This is a genomic window from Flavobacterium psychraquaticum (genome assembly GCF_034497725.1).
Classification (GTDB): domain Bacteria; phylum Bacteroidota; class Bacteroidia; order Flavobacteriales; family Flavobacteriaceae; genus Flavobacterium; species Flavobacterium psychraquaticum.
Window position 1 is genome coordinate 216075 of record NZ_JAXKVR010000029.1, and the last position, 22225, is coordinate 238299.

General features: G+C 32.2%; 23 protein-coding genes and 1 tRNA gene. 12 read left to right on the forward strand and 12 right to left on the reverse strand.

What is annotated here, in order from left to right; all coding sequences use genetic code 11:
• The first annotated feature begins 1 nt into the window (after position 1).
• The gene (locus T1L09_RS09110) at positions 2-706 is read left to right on the forward strand and encodes a DUF3307 domain-containing protein (protein ID WP_322550648.1); all 705 of its coding nucleotides are present in this window, start codon (positions 2-4) and stop codon (positions 704-706) included.
• Here the strand turns inward: T1L09_RS09110 and T1L09_RS09115 are convergent.
• Positions 692-1732: a quinone-dependent dihydroorotate dehydrogenase gene (locus T1L09_RS09115; protein WP_322550649.1), complete on the reverse strand. Its 1041-nt coding sequence runs from the start codon at positions 1730-1732 to the stop codon at positions 692-694. The two genes, T1L09_RS09110 and T1L09_RS09115, sit on opposite strands and share 15 nt — an antisense overlap.
• Positions 1733-1895: 163 nt before the next feature.
• On the opposite strand from T1L09_RS09115, the gene T1L09_RS09120 reads away from it, so the two are divergent.
• From T1L09_RS09120 to T1L09_RS09130, 3 genes are all read left to right on the forward strand, one after another.
• The gene (locus T1L09_RS09120; protein WP_322550650.1) at positions 1896-2450 is read left to right on the forward strand and encodes a thioredoxin family protein; all 555 of its coding nucleotides are present in this window, start codon (positions 1896-1898) and stop codon (positions 2448-2450) included.
• Positions 2451-2707: 257 nt separating this feature from the next.
• A complete protein-coding gene (locus tag T1L09_RS09125; protein ID WP_322550651.1) occupies positions 2708-4279 on the forward strand; it encodes an FMN-binding glutamate synthase family protein in 1572 nt (523 codons plus the stop codon).
• A gap of 674 nt (positions 4280-4953) precedes the next feature.
• A complete protein-coding gene (locus T1L09_RS09130; protein WP_322550652.1) occupies positions 4954-5307 on the forward strand; it encodes a DsbA family oxidoreductase in 354 nt (117 codons plus the stop codon).
• A 112-nt stretch (positions 5308-5419) separates the two neighbouring features.
• On the opposite strand, the gene T1L09_RS09135 is transcribed toward T1L09_RS09130, so the two are convergent.
• The 7 genes from T1L09_RS09135 to T1L09_RS09165 form a co-directional block, all read right to left on the reverse strand.
• The gene (locus T1L09_RS09135) at positions 5420-6034 is read right to left on the reverse strand and encodes a DEAD/DEAH box helicase (RefSeq protein ID WP_322550653.1); all 615 of its coding nucleotides are present in this window, start codon (positions 6032-6034) and stop codon (positions 5420-5422) included.
• Positions 6035-6069: 35 nt separating this feature from the next.
• Positions 6070-7233, reverse strand: a complete 1164-nt coding sequence (locus T1L09_RS09140) for a sigma-54-dependent transcriptional regulator (protein WP_322550654.1) — start codon at positions 7231-7233, stop codon at positions 6070-6072.
• A 5-nt stretch (positions 7234-7238) separates the two neighbouring features.
• On the reverse strand, positions 7239-8066 hold the full coding sequence (locus T1L09_RS09145; protein WP_322550655.1) for a mechanosensitive ion channel family protein: 828 nt from the start codon (positions 8064-8066) through the stop codon (positions 7239-7241).
• Between the two features lie 7 nt (positions 8067-8073).
• On the reverse strand, positions 8074-9384 hold the full coding sequence (locus T1L09_RS09150; protein WP_322550656.1) for an ABC transporter permease: 1311 nt from the start codon (positions 9382-9384) through the stop codon (positions 8074-8076).
• 2 nt (positions 9385-9386) lie between these two features.
• Entirely contained in the window at positions 9387-10307 is a 921-nt protein-coding gene (locus T1L09_RS09155; protein WP_322550657.1) for an ABC transporter ATP-binding protein, read from the reverse strand.
• Between the two features lie 160 nt (positions 10308-10467).
• Complete coding sequence (dnaJ, locus tag T1L09_RS09160) at positions 10468-11583, reverse strand: molecular chaperone DnaJ (RefSeq protein WP_322550658.1); 1116 nt, start codon at positions 11581-11583, stop codon at positions 10468-10470.
• 53 nt (positions 11584-11636) lie between these two features.
• Complete coding sequence (locus tag T1L09_RS09165; RefSeq protein WP_322550659.1) at positions 11637-12200, reverse strand: nucleotide exchange factor GrpE; 564 nt, start codon at positions 12198-12200, stop codon at positions 11637-11639.
• Between the two features lie 165 nt (positions 12201-12365).
• Here T1L09_RS09165 and T1L09_RS09170 point away from each other — a divergent pair, with 165 nt between their 5' ends.
• Entirely contained in the window at positions 12366-13031 is a 666-nt protein-coding gene (locus T1L09_RS09170) for a YceI family protein (protein WP_322550660.1), read from the forward strand.
• A gap of 52 nt (positions 13032-13083) precedes the next feature.
• Here the strand turns inward: T1L09_RS09170 and T1L09_RS09175 are convergent, their stop codons facing one another.
• Positions 13084-13989 carry a TIGR01777 family oxidoreductase gene (locus tag T1L09_RS09175; RefSeq protein ID WP_322550661.1) on the reverse strand — a complete coding sequence of 302 codons (906 nt, stop codon included), beginning with the start codon at positions 13987-13989 and terminating at the stop codon, positions 13084-13086.
• Positions 13990-14109: 120 nt separating this feature from the next.
• On the reverse strand, positions 14110-14565 hold the full coding sequence (locus T1L09_RS09180) for a DUF4442 domain-containing protein (RefSeq protein WP_322550662.1): 456 nt from the start codon (positions 14563-14565) through the stop codon (positions 14110-14112).
• Positions 14566-14797: 232 nt separating this feature from the next.
• Here T1L09_RS09180 and T1L09_RS09185 point away from each other — a divergent pair, with 232 nt between their 5' ends.
• The 5 genes from T1L09_RS09185 to T1L09_RS09205 all read left to right on the forward strand — a co-directional run bounded on the left by T1L09_RS09185 (position 14798) and on the right by T1L09_RS09205 (position 19756).
• Positions 14798-15127, forward strand: coding sequence for a PadR family transcriptional regulator (locus T1L09_RS09185; protein ID WP_322550663.1), 330 nt, complete (start codon positions 14798-14800; stop codon positions 15125-15127).
• Positions 15128-15132: 5 nt separating this feature from the next.
• Entirely contained in the window at positions 15133-16848 is a 1716-nt protein-coding gene (locus tag T1L09_RS09190; RefSeq protein WP_322550664.1) for a PspC domain-containing protein, read from the forward strand.
• Positions 16849-16850: 2 nt separating this feature from the next.
• Positions 16851-17561, forward strand: a complete 711-nt coding sequence (locus tag T1L09_RS09195; protein WP_322550665.1) for a head GIN domain-containing protein — start codon at positions 16851-16853, stop codon at positions 17559-17561.
• 413 nt (positions 17562-17974) lie between these two features.
• Complete coding sequence (locus tag T1L09_RS09200) at positions 17975-18565, forward strand: head GIN domain-containing protein (protein ID WP_322550666.1); 591 nt, start codon at positions 17975-17977, stop codon at positions 18563-18565.
• Between the two features lie 354 nt (positions 18566-18919).
• Positions 18920-19756, forward strand: a complete 837-nt coding sequence (locus T1L09_RS09205; RefSeq protein WP_322550667.1) for a GIN domain-containing protein — start codon at positions 18920-18922, stop codon at positions 19754-19756.
• 72 nt (positions 19757-19828) lie between these two features.
• On the opposite strand, the gene trxB is transcribed toward T1L09_RS09205, so the two are convergent.
• Both trxB and T1L09_RS09215 read right to left on the reverse strand, forming a co-directional pair.
• Positions 19829-20776 carry a thioredoxin-disulfide reductase gene (gene trxB / locus T1L09_RS09210; RefSeq protein WP_322550668.1) on the reverse strand — a complete coding sequence of 316 codons (948 nt, stop codon included), beginning with the start codon at positions 20774-20776 and terminating at the stop codon, positions 19829-19831.
• A gap of 148 nt (positions 20777-20924) precedes the next feature.
• Positions 20925-20999 (reverse strand) — tRNA-Pro (locus T1L09_RS09215).
• Between the two features lie 245 nt (positions 21000-21244).
• Between T1L09_RS09215 and udk the strand changes: the two genes are divergently transcribed.
• Both udk and T1L09_RS09225 read left to right on the forward strand, forming a co-directional pair.
• Positions 21245-21853 (forward strand): uridine kinase, encoded by a 609-nt coding sequence (udk, locus tag T1L09_RS09220; RefSeq protein ID WP_322550669.1) that lies wholly within the window; start codon positions 21245-21247, stop codon positions 21851-21853.
• A 1-nt stretch (position 21854) separates the two neighbouring features.
• Positions 21855-22220, forward strand: a complete 366-nt coding sequence (locus tag T1L09_RS09225; protein ID WP_322550670.1) for an FtsB family cell division protein — start codon at positions 21855-21857, stop codon at positions 22218-22220.
• Positions 22221-22225: the final 5 nt, after the last annotated feature.

Here is a 22225-nt window from a genome sequence, read left to right on the forward strand (position 1 = left end):
TATGATGATACTCATTAAACTTCTTTTAGCTCATTTAATTGGTGATTTCCTATTGCAACCAACAAAATGGGTTATAGATAAAGAACAGAAAAAAGGTAAAAGTATTTATTTGTATTTGCATATTCTTTTGCACGGAATACTAGCTTTAATTATCGTATTTGAACAAAAATTCTTTTGGTACGCAATCGTTTTAGCTGTTCTACACGGAATGATTGATTATACAAAACTGAAAGTACAAAAGAATAAAACCAAACGTTTCTGGTTCTTAACTGATCAATTTTTACATTTAATCACAATTATAGCGGTTGCTTTTAGCTATACAAATACCACAATTGATACAGCTTTTTTTGGAAATAATTTTTGGATACTAATAACAGGGATTGTTCTTTTAACAAAACCGACATCGATAATTATACGAAATATCATATCCATTTGGACACCTGAGAAAAAAGCAAAGGATAATTCGCTTGAAAACGCAGGAAATTACATTGGAATTTTAGAACGTTTGTTTATATTTTGTTTCATTCTAACCAATCATTTTGAAGCGATAGGCTTTTTATTAGCTGCAAAATCAATATTTCGATTTGGCGATTTAAAAGCAGCAAAAGATAGAAAGCTTACAGAATATGTATTAATAGGAACCTTACTAAGTTTTGGAATTGCTCTTTTAGTTGGGTTATTAGTTCACTATTTAAGTATTTTGTAAAATCTTTTTATTAATGGCTTTAACTAAAGCCGGACCTTCATAGATAAAACCCGTGTATAATTGAACAAGACTTGCTCCAGCATTTAATTTTTCAATCGCATCTTCTGCTGTGTGAATTCCTCCTACTCCAATGATTGGAAAGGCTTTATTGCTTTTTTCAGAAAGAAAACGAATTACTTCGGTAGAACGATTAGTTAATGGTTTTCCTGATAATCCACCCATTTCTGTTTTATTACCGGATTGCAAACCTTCCCGAGAAATAGTGGTATTGGTAGCAATTACACCCGCAATTTTCGTCTCCTTAATAATATCGATAATATCTAAAAGTTGTTCATCCGTTAAATCGGGAGCAATTTTTAGTAGAATTGGTTTTTGCTTCTCGACTCCGCTCGAAATGACAGGTCTTGCGTTATTTTTATCTTGAAGCGTCTGCAACAATTCAGTCAAAGGTTTTTTATCCTGTAGTTCACGAAGATTTGGTGTGTTTGGCGAACTCACATTCACAACAAAATAATCTACATAAGGAAACAAAGCATCAAAACAAATTTCGTAATCTTTAACCGCTTGGTCATTAGGAGTACTTTTATTTTTCCCGATGTTTCCACCAATTAAAACTCCTTTATTCTTTTTTAAACGTTCCACCGCTTCTTTCACACCGCCGTTGTTGAAACCCATTCGGTTAATAATGGCATTATCTTCTTTTAATCGGAACAAACGTTTTTTAGGATTTCCTTCTTGTCCGACTGGCGTTAAAGTTCCAATTTCAATAAATCCAAATCCGAAATTTGATAATTCTTGATATAATTTAGCGTCTTTGTCAAATCCTGCTGCTAATCCTACTGGATTTTTAAATTTAATTCCGAAAACTTCTCTTTCTAATCTAACATCTTTTACTTCATAAAGAGCTTGATATAAAGCCGAAAATCCGGGGATTTTATTCAAAAAACGAATTAATGAAAAGGTGAAATAATGTACTTTTTCTGGATCAAAACAAAAAAGTATCGGACGAATTAAAATTTTATACATAGTTGTGTGTTGTTTTGCAAAAGTATAAAATAGTAATCCAAGAAAAAAGTATTCCGAAGTTTTGTAACAATAAAAGATTTGGTACGTATAATTAGCGAGAACAAGTTCAAAATCAAAGATAAGAACAAATTTTACACTACTGATTTCTAAATTATAAATTAAAATGGCAAACACATCTTCCACTATGATTCATTTAGGTACAATTGCACCTGATTTCTATTTAAAAGATACCAATTCCAACGATTGGTTAAGTTTTGAAGATTGCAAAGGAGAAAAGGGAACCGTAGTATTTTTTATCTGCAATCATTGTCCGTTTGTTTTGCACGTAATTGAAGAAATGATTCGCATTGTAAATGATTACAGAGTACAAGGAATTGGCTTTGTAGCCATCTCAAGTAACGATATTATAAAGTATCCGCAAGATGCCCCAGAACAAATGACAGAATTTGCTTACAATAACGGCTTCGAATTCCCTTATTTGTTTGACGTTTCTCAAGAAGTTGCCAAAGCCTATCAAGCTGCTTGCACACCAGATTTCTATCTTTTTGATGAACTAAACAAGTTAGTTTATCGCGGTCAAATGGACGACAGTCGCCCAGGTAATGGGGTTTCCATAAGTGGTTCTGATTTAAGAAGTGCTATTGACGGTGTCGTTTCTGGTAGAGGAATTAACCCTGAGCAAAAACCAAGTCTTGGATGCAATGTTAAATGGAAGTAAATTCTTTTATATAACTAATAAGTTTCTATACCTTTGCACTTTCAAAAACAAAATCGTTTGGGATCAAAGAGTTTACATAGTATTTTTTCCGTTTGTATTTTGACTTTTAAAGTATCAAAATTTTGCCACATTAAGGCCTTCGGCACTGAGCCCTCCGTCTGTATAATTACTTCTTAAGACGGAGGATATATTTTACTTAATATTGCCACATTTACAGAATTTTAATTCAAGAATACTTTTAAAAAATCCTTAGAATAATGTCACAAAAAAATCCTTTTGGAAAGCTTCACGCAAGACAAATAATATGGTTAATCGCAACATCTTTTTTTGCAGGAACCTTATTTCTTATTTTATTTACAAAATTACATTTTATATTCTTAACTGGTCCTATTTTATTGGCAGCACTAGTTGCTATCGACACGTTCCAAACCAAACATTCTGTTAGAAAAAATTATCCTCTTATTGGTCGCTTACGTTACTTTTTTGAATCGGTACGACCTGAATTCCGTCAATACTTTTTTGAAGGTGAATTAGATGGAAAACCTTTCAACAGAAGACAACGTTCTATTGTTTACCAAAGAGCGAAAAACGAAAAACAAACTATTTCTTTTGGTATGCAAGATGAGCCTAACCGTATTGGTTATGAATGGGCGGCACATTCTGTTTATCCAAAAGTGAATGACTTTAGTCAATTTAGAACATTAATTGGAAACTCGCAATGTACACAATCCTATAGCGCTAGTGTTTTTAATATTAGTGCAATGAGTTATGGTGCTCTGAGTAAAACCGCTATTTCTTCTTTAAACGAAGGTGCAAAATTAGGAAACTTCGCACACAACACGGGCGAAGGTGGAATAAGTGACTACCATTTAAAAGGCGGTGATTTAATTTGGCAAATTGGAACTGGATATTTCGGTTGTAGAGATGATAAAGGTTTCTTCAATGATGCTTTGTTTACAGAGAGAGCAAATTATAAAGAGGTTAAGATGGTAGAGATTAAACTTTCTCAAGGGGCTAAACCAGGTCACGGAGGATTACTTCCAGCTGAGAAAAACACACCCGAAATTGCTAAAATTAGAGCGATACAACCACATACAACTGTTCATTCGCCTTCAGGTCACTCTGCTTTCTCAAATGCTACTGAATTATTATATTTCTTAAAAAAATTAAGAACTTTATCAAACGGGAAGCCGATCGGATTTAAAATCTGTATTGGAAAAAAACAAGAATTTGTGGATATCGTTGAGGCGATGCTAGCTACTAATATTATTCCTGACTTCATTACTGTTGATGGTGCTGAGGGTGGAACTGGAGCTGCTCCATTAGAATTTATTGATTATATGGGAATGGCTTTGCAAGATGCTGTTGTTTTAGTGAACCAAGTTTTAAAAGATTATGGGTTAAGAAAAGACATTAAAATTCTTGCTTCTGGAAAAATTATTTCTGCTTTTGATATGGCAAAAACAATGGCACTTGGTGCTGATGCTTGTTATAGTGCAAGAGGAATGATGTTTGCTCTAGGATGTATTCAAGCTTTACAGTGCGATAGCGGAAAATGTCCTGTAGGAATTGCGACTCAAGACAAATCGTTATACAAAGGATTAGATGTTACTGATAAAAGAGTTCGTGTGGCTAACTTCCATAAAAATACTTTAAAAGCTTTGTCAGAATTTATTGGCGCTTGTGGATACGAAAATCCTTCGGAACTTAACCCGGATACATTCTTTAGAAGAATTAATGAGAACACCAATGCGAGTTTCAAAGACATTTATTTCTCTCACGAAGAAAAGGAGAAGATACAATTACAAGAAAAGATTTACTTGAATTAGTAATGAAAAATCAAAAAATAATTTCTAAATAAGATGAATTTTTTAAAAAAATACTTAATCAAGCACTTGTAAATTTTCTTTTACAAGTGTTTTTTTTTTATTGAGAAATTTTGAACTCCAAACTTTATTGAAAATCACAAATTGTATTTTTTTATGTGCTAAGATTTAAAATCATCGTTGTTCGATAAAAAAGAAGCCAAATTAATGTTTTCTTAAAAGTTACCGTAATTTAGAGTTGCACAATTCAAATAGAAATGGGTTGATGTTATTATTTTCCTAATAAATTCCTTATTTTACAGCTGATTTCTTTAATTGATGTAAAAAAATACGTTTAAAACACATAATTTTTGTAGACATATAAAGCGTTTTAAGAATAAAGATCACTTAACAAGCATTCTTTTTTGTTCATTTTCAAGGTTTACTTTACTTCGAGAAGTTTCGGGAGCAAGGCTTGAATAGTCTAGCCCAACGAAATGTCTTCAGTTTTGTCACATTCCAAAAATAAACACTTTATCAGATGCGGACAAGAATAAAAAGGTTGAATTTTTTGAAAAAATGTACAATAATCTACTGTATATTATGGTTGCATTTTATCGAAAGCTCGAATTGAAAAATTTCTAAATAAGCAAGTTAAAATAGTTGATAGGTGCACCAATAGTCTATTTATTGCTATTTTGAGTTGTGTTTGTAGGAAGTCTAGAGAAGGAAAAAACATTGCCGATTTAGCAACTTTAACACAATTAGGAAAAGAAATTGGGTTGGATGAAACCGAACTTCAAACAGCTTTTTCAGATGATTCTTATGCTTATAGGGTCACACAAGATATTGCTGAAGGCCGTCATATTGGGGTTCAAGGGGTTCCATTTTTCGTATTGGATAGAAAATATGGTATTTCAGGAGCACAACCGCCCGCAGTATTTTTAGAAAATTTAGAAGGAGCTTTTAAAGAATGGCGCGAACTAAATCCCGAAAGTAAATTAAAAATGGCATCAAATGGTCCAAGTTGTACTCCAGACGGAATTTGTTAACAGAGTCGCCAAGTACACCTTTTTTTTAAAAGCTGTTAGTCTTGAAAACATAAAAACTCACAATTTTATATAATACAAAAAACCAACTCTAGAGTTGGTTTTTTGTAATTCATTAATCTTCCATTTCAAAGAAAAGCGGTTCAATCATTATACGATCTGCTAGAATTTCCACTTTTTCAGTAATTTGCTTACAAAAAAATAATCGTTGGGTTTTATCCACACTTGAAGAAAGTCTGTCAATAAGCGTATCTTCACGTTTCCGCAACATTTCTTCTACATCATCCACCACAAACATTTTAATAGTATTCATATTAAAACCTGCCGAAGTAAACATTTCGTTGATACGAATTGGCGTTCCAATCAACACGTCCATTCCCACAGAAATCAGGTTTTTATCATAATCAATATCACCTTTTTCGTGCACACCAATTACGCGTAAATTATTGTAATGATTAAAACGTTTAAACTGTTCTACTGCTTCCAACACTTTCTCTTTGTCTTGCACCAAAATCAACGCACGAGTGCTTTCTCCTGATGGTTTGTCCATTTTCTGAATCACGTTCATAATGATAGTCGTCGTTTTTCCGCTCTTTTTTGGACTCTGAATTACGGCATCAACACCACTTTTAATGGCTGAAAACGTTTCTTCTTGCATTTCATTTGCTTCAACGAAATCATTTTCAATTAAAGCTTTTTGAAGGTTCGGGTTTATTTTTTTTAATTGCATTTTTTCTTCTAGTAATTTCGAATTACTTTTTTAATTTATTTACTTGCGAACAATTTCACATCTTGCTCAGAAATTTCAGTATTACCTAAAATAATTAAGCGTTCCACCACATTTCTTAATTCACGGATATTTCCGGTCCAATCGTATTCTTGCAACAATTTGATAGCTGTTTTTGAAAATATTTTAACTGCATTTCCTTGCTCCGAAGCTATTTTTGTTGTAAAATGTTCAATCAATGCTGGAATATCTTCTCTACGGTCATTTAATGCAGGTACTTTAATTAAAATAACCGCTAATCTGTGGTATAAATCTTCTCTAAATCGTCCTTCTTCGATCTCCTTTTTCAAATCTTTATTGGTAGCTGCAATTACACGAACATTCACTTTAATGTCTTTGTCTGCTCCTACTCTTTGAATAAGATTTTCTTGTAAAGCGCGCAGCACTTTAGCCTGAGCTGACAAGCTCATATCGCCAATTTCATCCAAGAAAATGGTTCCACCGTCTGCTGCTTCAAATTTTCCCGCACGGTCTTTTACGGCAGAAGTAAATGCACCTTTTACATGACCAAACAATTCACTTTCTATTAACTCCGAAGGAATCGCAGCACAGTTCACTTCAATAATCGCCGCGCCTGAACGCTCACTTTTTTTATGCAACTGATGCGCAACTAATTCTTTTCCTGTTCCGTTTGGACCTGTAATTAAAACTCTAGCATCGGTTGGCGCCACCTTATCAATCATCGTCTTAATGTGATTGATTGCCTCACTATTCCCTATCATTTCGTAGTTTTTCGATACCTTCTTTTTCAAGATTTTGTTCTCAACCACTAATTGTTTTCTATCCAAAGCGTTTCGCACCGTATTTAACAAACGGTTCAAATCAGGTGGTTTTGAAATATAATCAAAAGCACCCAGGCGCATTGTGTTTACGGCAGTTTCCAAGTCACCATGACCCGAGATCATTACCATTGGAATTTCTGGTTTTATTTTTTTTACGGCTACTAAAACCTCTTCACCATCCATCTTTGGCATTTTGATATCGCATAAAACTAAATCATAGTCCTCGTTTTTGATTTTTTCTAGACCTTTTAATCCGTCTTCTGCTTCCTCCAGTATATAAGAATCGTTTTCTTCCGAAAGAATTTTAATTAAAACTCTTCGGATGGATGCTTCGTCTTCTATAACTAATATTTTTGGCATATATTTTACTTATTTATAAGGTGAACATCTCTTTGTGGAAATGGAATTTCAATATTATTTAATCTAAAATATTCGTCAATTTTAAAACGAACATCACTTTTAATACTTGGACTTTTCATTCCATTATTAACATAGAAATAAACTGAAAAATTTAATGACGAATCCGCAAAATCTTCAAAAAGCACTGTAATGTCTTTATTTTCCTCCACACCCTCCACTTCTTTTACGGCCACAATCAATAAATCTTTCACTAAATTAATATTGCTTCCATAAGCGACGCCAACAGAAACATTTTCTCTATTAGTAGTAGTATTTTGAGTCCAATTAAAAAGTGTTTCTGTCATAAATTTATGATTTGGAATTATCATAACTCTGTCATTTCTTGTAACTACTCTAGTTGTTCTAAGTTTAATTTCTCGTACTTGACCGACTTTTCCGTCCACTTCAATTATATCACCGACGTGCAAAGATTGATCAAGAATTATAAATATTCCTGAAATAATATCTTGGAAAAAAGTTTGCAAAGCAAATCCAATTCCCACAAAAATTGCAGCTGACGCGGTAAAAAAAACATTCATATTTATACCAGAAGACTGCACTGTAAACATAAAAACTAAAACGTAAACAATATATTTAACGAATTGAAAAACACTAATAAACTTATTTTTATCCGCAACAGGAAGATTACGAGTTACAATTTTACGTATGAATCGCAGAAAAACTGAGGTAAAAACAAAAGCAACTACCAACAAAAGCACATTAAGCACTGTGAAATCGATATTTTTTGTATCGATTATTTTGTATTTTAAAAGTGATAATAATTGTTCTACCATCTATTTTTTAGTACTTCAACCATTTATATAATTCTTTCCAAGATGGTTTTTTACCATACATTAAAATTCCTATTCGGTAAATTTTTGCTGCAAACCAGACAACAAAGATAAACGTTCCAAACAATAAAACTACAGAAAGCACTAATTGCCATAACGGAACGCCAAAAGGGATACGCATTAGCATCACAATTGGTGACGTGAAAGGTATCATTGAAAAGACAGTCGCAATTGTACCGTGTGGGTCGTTAATTACGGTGAAAAATCCGATGTAAACCCCTAACATCAAAGGCATTATAATAGGTAATAAAAATTGTTGTGAATCAGTTTCAGAATCAACTGCTGCACCAATTGCTGCATACATTGAACTGTATAAAAAGTAACCTCCAATAAAATAAATTATAAAAGCAATAGACATTGTTGCTAACGGAAGGTTCCAAATTTCATTTAAATACATTTGAATTTTTGCCATTTTAGAAACACTTCCGGTAGCCGCATCCATCATTTCGGGAGAAACCGCAGCGGAAGCCCCCATTTGAGTTCCTAAAAAAGTTGATGCAATAAAGAACAATAAAGTTCCCACGAGCGCCCAAATTAAAAATTGTAATATTCCCGCTAATGAATTACCAATGATTTTTCCCATCATCAATTGATATGGTTTCACTGATGAGATAATGATTTCTATGATTCGAGAAGTTTTTTCTTCAATTACGCTTCGCATCACGAAGTTTCCATAAATGATAATGAACATCATAATTAAATAACCTGAAAGACCACCAATTACCACTTTTATTTCATTTAAACCTTTTAAACTTTCTTCTCCAGAAAATTTTGATAATTTCAAAGAAGAATCGCCTTTTGCTTGATCAATTTTAGAGGCATCAAAACCTAAAACTTGTAAATTGTCTTGTGTAATTTTTGAATCGATAACTTTTTCTACACCACTTATAAATTCTAAACTTGGACTGTCTTCTGAAATATATTCGACTTTGTCTTTCAAATCTTGAATAGTACTTATTTTGGGAATATAAATTAAACCCTCATAATTTACACTTGCCGAATCTTTTGCAATTGAAAAAGGCATAGCTGTCAAATTCGTATATTGGGTTTTTTTATCGCTTTTAAATTCGTTAACCAATAAACCCGATTCATCGTGAATAGCGATTTTAGTGACAGAATCTTTGCTCATTGAGGCTAAATAGCCAACTAAAACAGCCATTGCCACAAATAAAAGCGGACTTAAAAAAGTCATCACAATGAATGATTTATTGCGTACTTTGGCAATAAATTCTCTTTTTATAATTAATGATAATATGCTCATGACTAATTGCTTACAGATTGAATAAAAATATCGTTTACACTTGGAATTTTCTCTACAAAATGAGTTACTTGGCCAAAATTAGTTAAAATAGCCAATAATTCATTTGAAGCATGGTCACCTAGTTGCACCTCTAATTTCAAATCGTCGTTCAAGGATTTGAAATTCGTTTGCGTAATCAAGAATTTCTGAGTTAGTTGGAACATTAAACCTTCTACATCTTTCGTTAAAATACCAATTTGAAAGGTATTCGAACGGTATTGACGTTTCACATCTTCTAATTTACCTTCGATTATTTTATTTGATTTATGAATTAATGCAATATAATCGCACATTTCTTCAACACTTTCCATTCGATGTGTAGAAAAAATAATTGAAGTGCCTTTTTTATTCAGTTCTATTATTTCATCTTTAATTAGATTGGCATTTACCGGATCAAAGCCTGAAAAAGGTTCGTCTAAAATTAACAACTTTGGTTGGTGCAAAATGGTAACAATAAATTGAATTTTCTGCGCCATTCCTTTCGAAAGTTCTTGAATTTTCTTGTCCCACCAGCCTTGAATCTCAAATTTTTCAAACCAATATTTCAACTGTTTTTTAGCATCTGCGCTTGACATTCCTTTTAATTGAGCCAAATAAAGACATTGCTCGCCTACTTTCATATTTTTATACAAGCCGCGTTCTTCTGGCATATAACCAATATATTTAACGTGATCTGGATTTAATTTTACGCCATCTAACAAAATTGTACCGCTATCTGGCATTGTGATTTGGTTAATAATACGGATTAATGATGTTTTTCCGGCACCATTTGGCCCAAGAAGGCCATAAATACTTCCTTTAGGAACTTGCAACGAAACATTATTCAGAGCGGTATAATCGCCGTATTGTTTCACTACATTTTGTACTTCGAGAATATTGCTCATAGATACGTTTGAATTTTAAATTATAGATTAGTCCAAAAAAGCTTGATTTGTTACAAAAAAAACCCACCCGTTATTGCTAAAGGATGGGAAAAATTGCTATGAAAAAGAAAAACTCACTCTCCTAAGAAAGTGATTTTCAAATGTATTAAATATAATTCGATTAAGAAAACATATCTTTAACTTTTTCAAAAAAAGATTTATCTGTCTTTTCGGGATTTGGAATAAAATTCTCGTCCGTCAAATTTTTCTCAAAGAATTGTTTTTGGTCTTTATTTAAAGTTTTTGGTGTCCAAACATTTACATGGACTAACAAATCGCCAGTTCCATAAGAATTAATACTTGGAATACCTTTTCCTTTTAAACGTAAAATTTTTCCAGATTGAATGCCTTCATCTAGTTTTATTCTAACTTTTCCTGAAACTGTTTCAATATCTTTTGAAGCACCTAATACTGCTTCTGACAGACTAATATATAAATCATAATGAAGATTTTCGCCTTCACGTTTTAAAAATTCGTGTTCAATTTCTTCTATAGCCACGATTAGGTCACCGGGAATACTATTACTTCCTGGCGCTTCATTTCCTTTATTAGAAACTTTTAACTGCATTCCATCTACCACTCCTGCCGGAATTTTGATTGAAACGGTATCTTCTTCCAAGACCATTCCTTGGGCATCTGCTCCCGCAGGTTTTTGGTCTAACATCTGACCCGAACCGCCACAGTTATGACAAGTTGCTGCAGTTTGCATTCTACCTAAAATGGTATTAGCAATTTTCATAATTTGACCAGAGCCATTACAAGTTGGACAAGTTCTGTAGGTTACGCCTTTTGCTTGTACTTTTCGTTTTACTTTAACTTTCTTTTCAACGCCATTGGCAATTTCTTCTAAAGTTAATTTTACTTTGATGCGTAAATTGCTTCCTTTCACTCTTCGTGAACCGCCACCACTTCTTCCGCCAAAGCCACCAAAACCACCTCCACCAAAAATATCACCAAATTGACTGAAAATGTCGTCCATATTCATATGTTGACCACCGCCATAACCGCCGCCGCCATCAAAAGCTTGGTGACCATATTGATCATATTTTGCTTTTTTGTTTGGATCGCTTAAAATCTCGTAAGCTTCTGCTGCTGTTTTGAAGTTTTCTTCTGCTTCTTTATTCCCGGGATTTTTGTCTGGGTGAAATTCAATAGCTTTCTTGCGATAAGCTTTTTTAATTTCCTCTGGTGTAGCACCTTTTGAAATGCCTAATATTTCGTAAAAATCTTTTTTCATTTTTAATTTTGATTAAAAGTTAGATGCTAAAAAAACATCTATAACTCAAAAAATTATTGGCCAAGAATTACTTTTGGAAAACGAATAATTTTGTCTCCTAACTTATAGCCTTTTTCAATAACATCGACAATTTTCCCTTTTAAATCAGCACTTGGAGCAGGAATTTGAGTAATTGCTTCTGCAAAATCTGCATTGAAAATATCTCCCGCTTTTACTTCAACTTCCTCTAAACCTTTAGCTACTAAAGTTGCTCTAAGTTTGTCATGAATTAATTGAACTCCCGTAGTTAATGCTTCATCTTCTGACTTTGAAATTTGATTCCAAGCTCTGTCAAAATCATCCAAAACGGGCAACATTGCTTGTAAAACATCCTGATTAGCTGTTTTAAACAAATCAATACGCTCTTTAGCGGTTCTTCTTTTAAAGTTTTCAAACTCGGCAAAAAGACGTAAGAATTTATCCTTTTCGTTAGTTAAATCTAATTGTAGTTGCTCTTCTACCGACAATTCAGGTGTAAGAATTTCTTGATTTTCTGAAACATTCTCTTCGTTAATGTTTTCCTTCTCGATGTTTTCAGTACTATCTTGACTCATATTTTTGAATATTTTTTTAAACATTTTTACTTTAGTAAATGCAATTGCAAATGTGTTGCCAAATGTATAAAAATGTCAAATTGTCAGCCACTTTTCTTTTTTTGACAAAACAGTTAAATTTTAGCAAGTTGTTAAGACAGTTTTAACTTTTGATTTTTTATGTTTGCAGTTAATAAAAAATCCAACACTATGAAAAGAATTATCTTAAGTTTGTTTGTATTGGCTACTGTTTCAATGAATGTAGCTTGTAAAGGTGAAAAAAATGAAACTGGCGAAGCTGGTGAAGTTGCAACTGCTTCTGCTGAAAGCACAACTTATGTAGTAAACACTGAAAGTTCTGTAATTGAATGGACAGGTTCTAAACCTTCTGGAAAACATAACGGAACAATTAATTTAAAATCTGGTGAACTAGCTGTTACAAATGATGCAATCGAAAGCGGAATGTTTGTTATCGATATGAATTCAATTGTAGTTACTGATTTAGTAGCTGGAGATGGAAAAGAAGATTTAGAAGCACATTTAAAAGGAACTGGCGATAAAGCTGGAGAAGATCATTTCTTCAACGCAACTAAATTCCCAGAAGGAAAATTTGAAATTACAAGTGTAACTTCTGTAGAAGGAAAAGCTACTGTAAACGGTAATTTAACTATTAAAGACATTACTAAACCAGTAAGTTTCCCTGCAACGGTTACTTATGAAGGTGATAATATGATGTTAGTTTCTGATGCTTTTATGATTAACAGAACAGAATGGAATGTAAACTACGCGTCTAAATCTATTTTTGATGATTTAAAAGACAAATTTGTAAATGACGAAATTGAATTAGTTGTAAAATTAAACGCAACGAAAAAATAATTCGAAATAAGCTAAATAAAAATGTCCCAATATTAATTTATTGGGACATTTTTTATTTTAATAAATCGTGTAAAGCTTTGTCTAAAGAAGCAAATTTAAATTGAAAATTCTCATCTAATAATTTTCTACAACTGACGTGCTGACTTGAAAACAACAAGATATGCATTTCACCAAGAAGTATTTTCATTACGAATTTTGGAATATTAGGCAAGAATAAAGGCTTTTCTAATGTCTTTGCAATGGCTTGCGTCAACACTTCATTTGTCACAGGATAAGGCGAAACACCGTTATAAACTCCAGAACGATTGTTTTCAATTACATGCGAAAATATCGCTGCCAAATCGTGCAAATGAATCCAAGATTGATATTGTTGTCCTGAACCAAAAGCCGCACCAACTCCAAATTTAATTGGTTTTATCATTTCTTGCAAAGCACCGCCATTTTTTGCCAAAACTAATCCAATTCTAATTTTAGCCACTAAAATATTTAGTTTTTCAAACTGACTCACTTCATTTTCCCATTGCTTAACAACATCTCCTAAAAAGGAAGGATCAACTTCTAAATCGGTTTCGTGATAAATATTAGTTAAACTATCTGGATAAATTCCAATTGCAGAAGCAGAAACAATTTGTTTTACTTGATTGCCATTTTTTTGTAATGTATGATATAATAAACGAGTAGAAAGTACTCTGCTTTCAATAATTTCTTGTTTGTAAGCTTTTGTCCACTTTTTAGAAACAGTTGCTCCTGCTAAATGCACTACAACTTCAACATTAGTTAAAGAATTTAAGTCTATTTCAGCTGTTTTGGGATTCCAGTAAAAGCCTTTGTAAGCTTCTTCTGTGACAAGTTTGTTTTTTGAAGTAGATAAGTAGTGAACAATGTGTCCGTTTTTTAACAGTAATTGCACTAATTCCTGTCCAACTAAACCCGTTGCTCCTGTAATTAAAATGGTCATCTTTTTCTGTTTTCATCAAAGTTACAACCAAATAAAAGGGAATAAAAGCTAATTAACTTATGTTTAGGAAGGAAAATTAGGCTTCAAAACTTGATGAATCCATTCAAAATTAATAAATCATTAAGCTCTTAGTTTAATAGTCCATTCAAATTGCATTTCCGAAACTTGCTCTCCTTTTTCGTTTTTTCCAACGGAAGTTAACCAAACTGTTTGTCCTTCTTTTGTATCAATTGCTTTTTGAATAGTGTCTTTAATCAAATCACCTTGAGTGCAACAAAATGTAATTCTTCCCGTGGCTTTTTTGGTAAAGACACTTTTATTTTGCGCTACTAACATGGATATATTCTTTCCTGATTGTTTGATTTGGAACATTACCAAAACTCCTGTGGTAAATTCGGCAGCCATTGCCTGCACAGCGAAATACATTGAGTTAAAAGGATTTTGATTAAACCATCGGTGTTTTACAGTTACCTCACAGACTTCGGGAGAAACCGATTTTACACGCACACCACTCCAAAAAGCAGAAGGCAATTTAAAAAAGGTAAAAAGATTTAATTTAGCAGGTGTAAACTCCATAATTCATTGATTTTTTTGTAAAAATACAAAAAATACTATGCATTCCTAGTATTTTTTTATTTGTTAAATTTATGTTAAATATTAGTACTATGCCTTACATACTACCTTCTTTTAGCATTATCTTTGTATAAGAAAATAATAGGTTATATAGTTTCAATCATCAAATCAATCAAATGGCCCAAGCCAAAAAATCAAAAAATGACCAGTTTAATCAACAAAATCAAAATGAATTATGAACATCGAAAACACTAAAGCGCAAATGCGTAAAGGCGTTTTAGAATTCTGCATCTTGTCGGTACTTAAAGAAAAAGATGCTTATACTTCTGAAATACTTGAATCGCTTAAAAACGCAAAATTACTTGTAGTAGAAGGTACAGTTTATCCTTTATTAACCCGATTAAAAAACGATGGCTTATTAAGCTATCGGTGGGAAGAATCTACTTCAGGACCGCCTAGAAAATATTACGGTTTAACCGCCGAAGGAAAGAATTTCTTGCAAGAATTAGACGGCACTTGGAAAGAATTAGCAGACGCTGTAAACATAATAACTCATCAAAACTAACAGTCATGAACAAAACAATAAGTATAAATTTAGGAGGTTTTTTCTTCCATATTGATGAAGATGCCTATCAAAAATTATCGCGTTATTTTGATGCGGTGAAACGCTCTCTTGCACCAGACGGAAGAGATGAAATTATGAGCGATATTGAAACTCGAATTGCAGAATTGTTTCAAGAACGTTTGCAAAACGAAAAACAAGTTGTTGGTTTAGTAGAAATCGACCAGGTTATAGCAATTATGGGGCAACCTGAGGACTATAAAATTGATGATGAAAACACTAATTTCTCCAGCTTTACTTCTTCAAACGATTCTAATAAAAAATCTAAACGTCTTTATAGAGATCACGATAATTCTATTTTAGGAGGAGTTGCTTCAGGATTTGGTCACTATCTAAATATCGATCCGTTATGGATAAGAATTCTTTTCATCATTTCTCCATGGATTACGTTTGGAACGTCATTACTTATTTATTTAATATTGTGGATTTTAATTCCGGAAGCATTAACAACCTCTCAAAAGTTAGAAATGAAAGGCGAACCTATCAATATATCGAGTATTGAAAAAAAAGTGAAAGATGGAATAGATGGAATTGCAGATAAAATAAGTAATTTAGACCATCAGAAAATAGCAGACGGTGCCGGAAAAGTTGGTAGCTCCTTGTCAACAATACTAACGACTTTGTTTACAGTAGCAGGTAAATTTTTAGGAGGATTATTATTCATCTTTGCTTCACTTTCTTTACTAGGAATTTTTATAACTGGAGTTGTAATGATTTTTTCTTCTGCAATGCCTGATAATTACATTTTGAATCACATTAATTCACCAATCGGTTTAGAAACACCACTTTGGATACAAGGTATCTTGTTTATTTTAGCTTTCGGAATTCCATTATTTTTCTTGTTAATCTTGTCTTTGAAGATATTGATTACCAACCTAAAATCAATTGGAAATCCGATAAAGTATATCTTATTAGCACTTTGGATTATAGCTGTAGGAAGTTTTATCACTTTAGGAATTAATGAGGTAACAAAAATAGCTTTTGACGGAAAAGTAATTCAAAAAGCAGCCTTAGTTATTACACCAAATGATACATTATTTATCAAATTTAAAAATAATGATTTCTATTCTAAAAACAGCGTCCGCAATAGTAGTTTTAAACTAACGCAAGATGAAAACAGTAAAGATGTCATATATTCCAACAATGTTTCTATAGAAATTATGGAAACGGATGAGAATGTCGCTTATCTTCAAATTGAAAAAATAGCTAAAGGCAAAAGTATCAACGAAGCTAAGAAACGAGCTGAAAAAATAAAATATGGTTATAAAATTGAAGGCAACACTTTAATTTTAGACAATTATATTTTATCATCAATTGAAAATAAATTTCGAGGTCAAGGGGTAGAAATATTTTTGTACTTACCAAAAGGAACTATGTTTAAAACAGATGATAATTTCGAAAATTTTAATCAATCTGATACTGATTATTTTGATTTTAGAAACTCTTTAAATAATATTTATCGCGTAGAAAAGAAAACTTCAACTTACAATTATTCATCCGATGAAGACGGTAATAATACAATCGAAAATGATCCGAATGCTACTATTATTTATGATGAAAATGGTGTTTTAGTAAAAAGGCCAATCAAAGAAAATCAACAAGAAGTAGAAAGTATTAAAATTGAAATCAACACAAAAAATCAACCAACTAACAAACAAGAATAATCATGAAGAATAGTCTTAAAATAGTTTTAGTAATTCTAACAATTGGATTAGTTTCTTGCAATGGAAATGTTAATATTGGAAGTGGAAATATTATTACGGAAAAGAGAAGCATTACAGAAGGTTTTGATAAAATTGATGCGAGTACGGGTATAAATGTAATTGTTACGCAAGGAAATCTGCAAGAAATTGTTGTTGAAACAGACGATAACGTAATGAAATATGTAGTAACTAAAGTAGAAAATGGTGTATTAATTATTAAATTAAAGCAAAATACTAATACAATGTCTAGCATCGATGTGAAAGTGCAAATGCCGAAAATAGCAGGTTTAGAAGCTTCAAGTGGTGCAACAATTGATACGCGAAATACTTTAAGAGGAACTTCTATTTCGTTGAAATCTACCAGTGGTAGCGATATCAACGCTATGCTAGAATATGAAAATGTAAGTTGCGAAACATCAAGCGGAAGTACAGTGACAATTTCTGGAAAAGCTTTACAATTACAAACCAATTCGTCAAGTGGAAGTGACATTGATGCAAATGAACTTGTCACAAATGAAGCTTTCTCAAAGGCATCCAGCGGAAGCGGAACCAGAGTAAATCCAATAGTGAAACTTGATGCGCATGCCTCAAGCGGTAGTACAATTGAATATGTTAAGATACCAAAAAAACTAATAAAAATTGAATCTTCAGGTGGAAGCGTAGACAAAGATTAATCTGTAACAATCTGAATACTAATTTATTTAGTACTAGCATTTAATATTATCCATTAACGAAATAAATTCGAAGCTTATGATAAAATTAGTCCTTCAAATAGTAGAATATTTAGCAGCAATTATCATCAACCTAACAGAAACTATTATTTAACATATAAAATTAAGACATCAGTATAAAATCTGATGTTTTTTTTTATATTTGTGAAAAGAAATCCTAAGAAAATGCATCAATAATTCCATTTTTTTTACTTTCTTTGTTAATAATCAAGTGAGAGAAAAAAATAAAATTGCAAGAATCGTAAATTAAAATCGAATGACAGTTGACTTTTAGCGATTTCTACAATTGATAATCACAAGAAATCGCAAATAAATAATAAATCCAAATAAAAATCTTAACCTATAAAATTAAAATTATGAGAAACATTACGAAAATAGTATTGATATTTGCTATCACATTAGCTTCATGTAATCCTAATGCGCGTATTAGTGAAGACGAAGAGGGAAGCGGATCTGTTATCACTGAGAAAAGAACAATTACCGAAAATTTTGATAAAGTTATAGCAACTGCCGGTCTAAATGTGACAGTAACGCAGGGAACTTCAAATCAAGTGGAAGTAGAAACTGACGATAATTTGCTGAAACGTGTTATAACAAAAGTTGAAAACGGTATCTTAATGCTGAAAATTGAGGGTAAAGTAAGTTTTATGTCTACAATAAACATTCGCGTAACTGCCAAATCATTTGCCGGATTAAAGGCATCAGGTGGCGCTACAATAAATACAACGAACACATTGGCGGGAAATAAAATCGATATTCAAACAAGTAATGGAAGTCAAATAATTGCAGCATTAGAATTTGACAAAGTTAACTGTGTAGCATCTAGTGGAAGTACTATTATTGTTTCAGGAAAAGCGAAACAGTTGTACACGGACTTTTCAAGTGGTAGTGAAATTGATACAAACAAACTTGAAGCAACAGAAATCATAGACCAGCCAATAAACTAAAATATAAGACTAATACTTTATTTATTTACTATTAAAATTAACTTAAGTATTTTAGGTAGAATTGTTTAAAAAGATAGAGTAAATAGATACGATAATTAAAGTTATTAATAAATTTAACAAACTATTAATAATCTATTAACATTAAAAACCAACGTATTCCGCTATTTTTACAAAGCAATTGTAGTAATAAACTAAAGTCAATCCCTATGATAAAGTTAGTCATTCAAATTATCGATTTTGTAGCCACATTCATAATAAATTTGATAGAAGCCATATTATAGTATATAAGATAAAAACATCAGCATTTACACTGATGTTTTTATCTTATATTTGTAAAAACAAAAACCTATTAAAATGTTTAAAAACATCCAATTTCTTTTAGTTACTTTGTTAGTAACCCAATTATCTTTTGCCCAAAAAAAAGAAAAAATAAAAGGTTCTAAAATTGTAACCGTAGCAGTAAAAGAAATAAACAGTTTTGAGAATATAGAAATCAACGATAATTTTGAAGTTTTTTTAGTAAAGAGTGAAAACCACACATTGGAGATAGAAGCTGATGACAATTTACATGACATCATTAATTTTGAAGTAGCCGGCAACACTTTGCGTGTAACTGCTTTAAAAACTCCCTCAAATTATAAAAAATTTGCCATTCGTATAAATTATTCAGATTCATTGAAATTAATTACCGCTCGAAATGAAGCACAAATTAAAGCATTAGCTGATTTGGAATTAGAAAAAATTACGATTAAAAATTACGATTATTCAAAGTCCTTTTTAAACGTAAAATCTAAATATTTTGACTTAGTTCTGGACGATAAATCAGAAGCAGAAATAAATGTAAAAGCAGAAAGTATCTCCTTAGAATTAAGTAAAAATTCTGAATTAAAAGCGCTAGTAGACGCAACTGAGGCAAAAATTGATATGTACCAAAAAAGTAAGGCAACTATTGAAGGAACGAGCGCAAATGTTAAAATGAGACTAGACAACAATGCAAGCATAAGCGGACCTAAATATTCTATTAAAAACTTAGATCTAAATGCAGAGCAATATGTAAACTGTAAAGTTCAGGTAACAAAAGAAATTATCATAGAAGCATCAGGAAAATCAGAAATTGAATTATTAGGTGAGCCGAGGATTGTCATCAATAAATTTATAAATAACGCGTTGCTTCGTAAGAAAGAAAAATAAGAAGTCAAAAAAAATATAGAAAACAAAAAATCCGACTTAAGTCGGATTTTTTGTTTTCTATATTTATAAAAATTACTCTTTAGAAGCTAAATATCGTTCTGCATCTAAAGCAGCCATACAGCCTGTACCAGCTGCAGTAATAGCTTGACGATATACGTGATCAGCAGCATCTCCTGACACAAATACGCCTTCAATATTAGTCTTTGAACTTCCAGGAGTATTTATAATATAACCCGTTTCATCAAGGTTTAAGAAATCCTTGAAAATCTGTGTATTTGGTGTATGCCCAATAGCAACGAAAAACCCAGTTGCAGGAATTTCATTCTCAACATTAGTTGTTTTATTTAACACTTTTACACCTGTAACTACTTGCCCATCTCCTAAAACCTCAACAGTCTCGTGATTCATCAAAATCTCAATATTTGCTGTTTTACGAACACGTGCTTCCATTATTTTCGATGCTCTAAATTGCTCACTTCTTACTAACATAGTAACTTTTGTGCATAGTTTAGATAGATAATGTGCTTCTTCACAAGCGCTATCACCTGCACCAACAATTACAACTTCTTGATTTCTGTAGAAAAATCCATCACAAACTGCACAAGCAGAAACACCACCACCTAAATTAAGATATTTTTGCTCCGAAGGTAAACCTAAATATTTTGCAGAAGCTCCTGTTGAAATGATAACCGTTTCAGCGTGTATTTCTTTATCATCTTGTATCCATACTTTGTGGGTATCCCCAGAAAAATCTACTTTTGTTACCCATCCATCACGAACATCTGCGCCGAAACGCTGCGCTTGTTCTTGTAAGCCAATCATCATTTCCGGTCCAGTAATTCCTTCCGGATTTCCAGGCCAATTTTCTACTTCATTTGTTGTTGTTAATTGACCACCCGGTTGCGTTCCTTGATATAAAACCGGAAACATATTAGCCCTAGAAGCATATATAGCTGCGGTATATCCTGCCGGTCCGGAACCTATAATCAAACATTTTACTTTTTCAATTGTATCTGACATAACTTTATTCTTTTAAAAATACAAATGTAAGTTTTTAATTAAAATTAAGTCTCAAATTTAAATTAGAATTAACGATTGACGATGAAATACTATTTTCATAAGATCTTAAAAACAAAAAACCCTCTTGAAATAAATCAAGAAGGTTTTGTCGGGGTGGCAGGATTCGAACCTGCGACCTCCTGGTCCCAAACCAGGCGCGATGACCGGGCTACGCTACACCCCGAAAACAGAGTGCAAATATAACATTAAATTTTAGTGTAACAAATAAATCAAACTATATTTTTGAAATAATTTATATAATCGTGTATTAGAAATTCTTACGCATTAAAAACATCCATCATCATTAATCAAAAGTTGAATTACGACTATATTTTTTTAGCAGCTATTCTGAAAAAGTTTCTGTAGAAAACAAAAACCCTTGGATTATTATTTCTATTTTTGCTAACAGAATCAATCTATCTCTTTTATATGCTAATTATTGGAATTGCCGGAGGAACCGGAAGTGGAAAAACAACTGTTGTACATCAGATTATGAATGAGTTACCCTCTACGGAAGTGGGAATCATTTCACAAGATTCGTACTATAAAGAAACGCATCATTTATCGTATGAGGAGCGTACGAAAATTAATTTTGATCATCCAAGAGCGATTGATTTCGAATTATTAGTGGCGCATCTTAAGGATTTGAAAGAAGGGAATACTATTGAGCAACCGGTTTATTCCTTCGTAACGCACGACAGAACAGATGATAAAATCATCACACACCCAAGAAAAGTAATGATAGTTGAAGGTATTTTGATTCTAACTAATCCAGAATTAAGAGAATTATTCGACATTAAAGTGTACGTTCACGCAGATTCTGACGAACGCTTAATTAGAAGATTAAAACGTGATATTGCCGAACGTGGAAGAGATATGCAAGAAGTTTTAAACCGCTATCAAACGACTTTAAAGCCAATGCACGAACAATTTATTGAGCCTACAAAAGCATTTGCAGATATTATTATTCCAAATGATAAATACAACACTGTTGCCATTGATGTAGTTCGTGCTGTAATTAACCAAAGAATTTCATAAAATGAACAAGTTAAAGAATTTAATCACCAAATATCCGTTCCTGAAATTTTTAGCGAATCGCTATGTTTTGGTATTGATTTTCTTTGCCGTTTGGATTTTATTTTTAGATAATTATTCCTATTTAGAACATCGTGTTTTAAATAGAGAAATCGATGAAATTGAAGATAATATCAATTATTATAAAACCGAAATTAAAAAAGATAGCACCAGTATCAAAGAACTAAAGAATGATGACCAAGTTGAACGTTACGCGCGCGAGAAGTATTATATGAAACGTGCCGATGAAGATATTTACATCATCGATTTTGAGGATGATAAAAAAGCAGAAAAAGAAGCTGGGGCTAAAAAATCAATTAGTAACAATTAAAGATA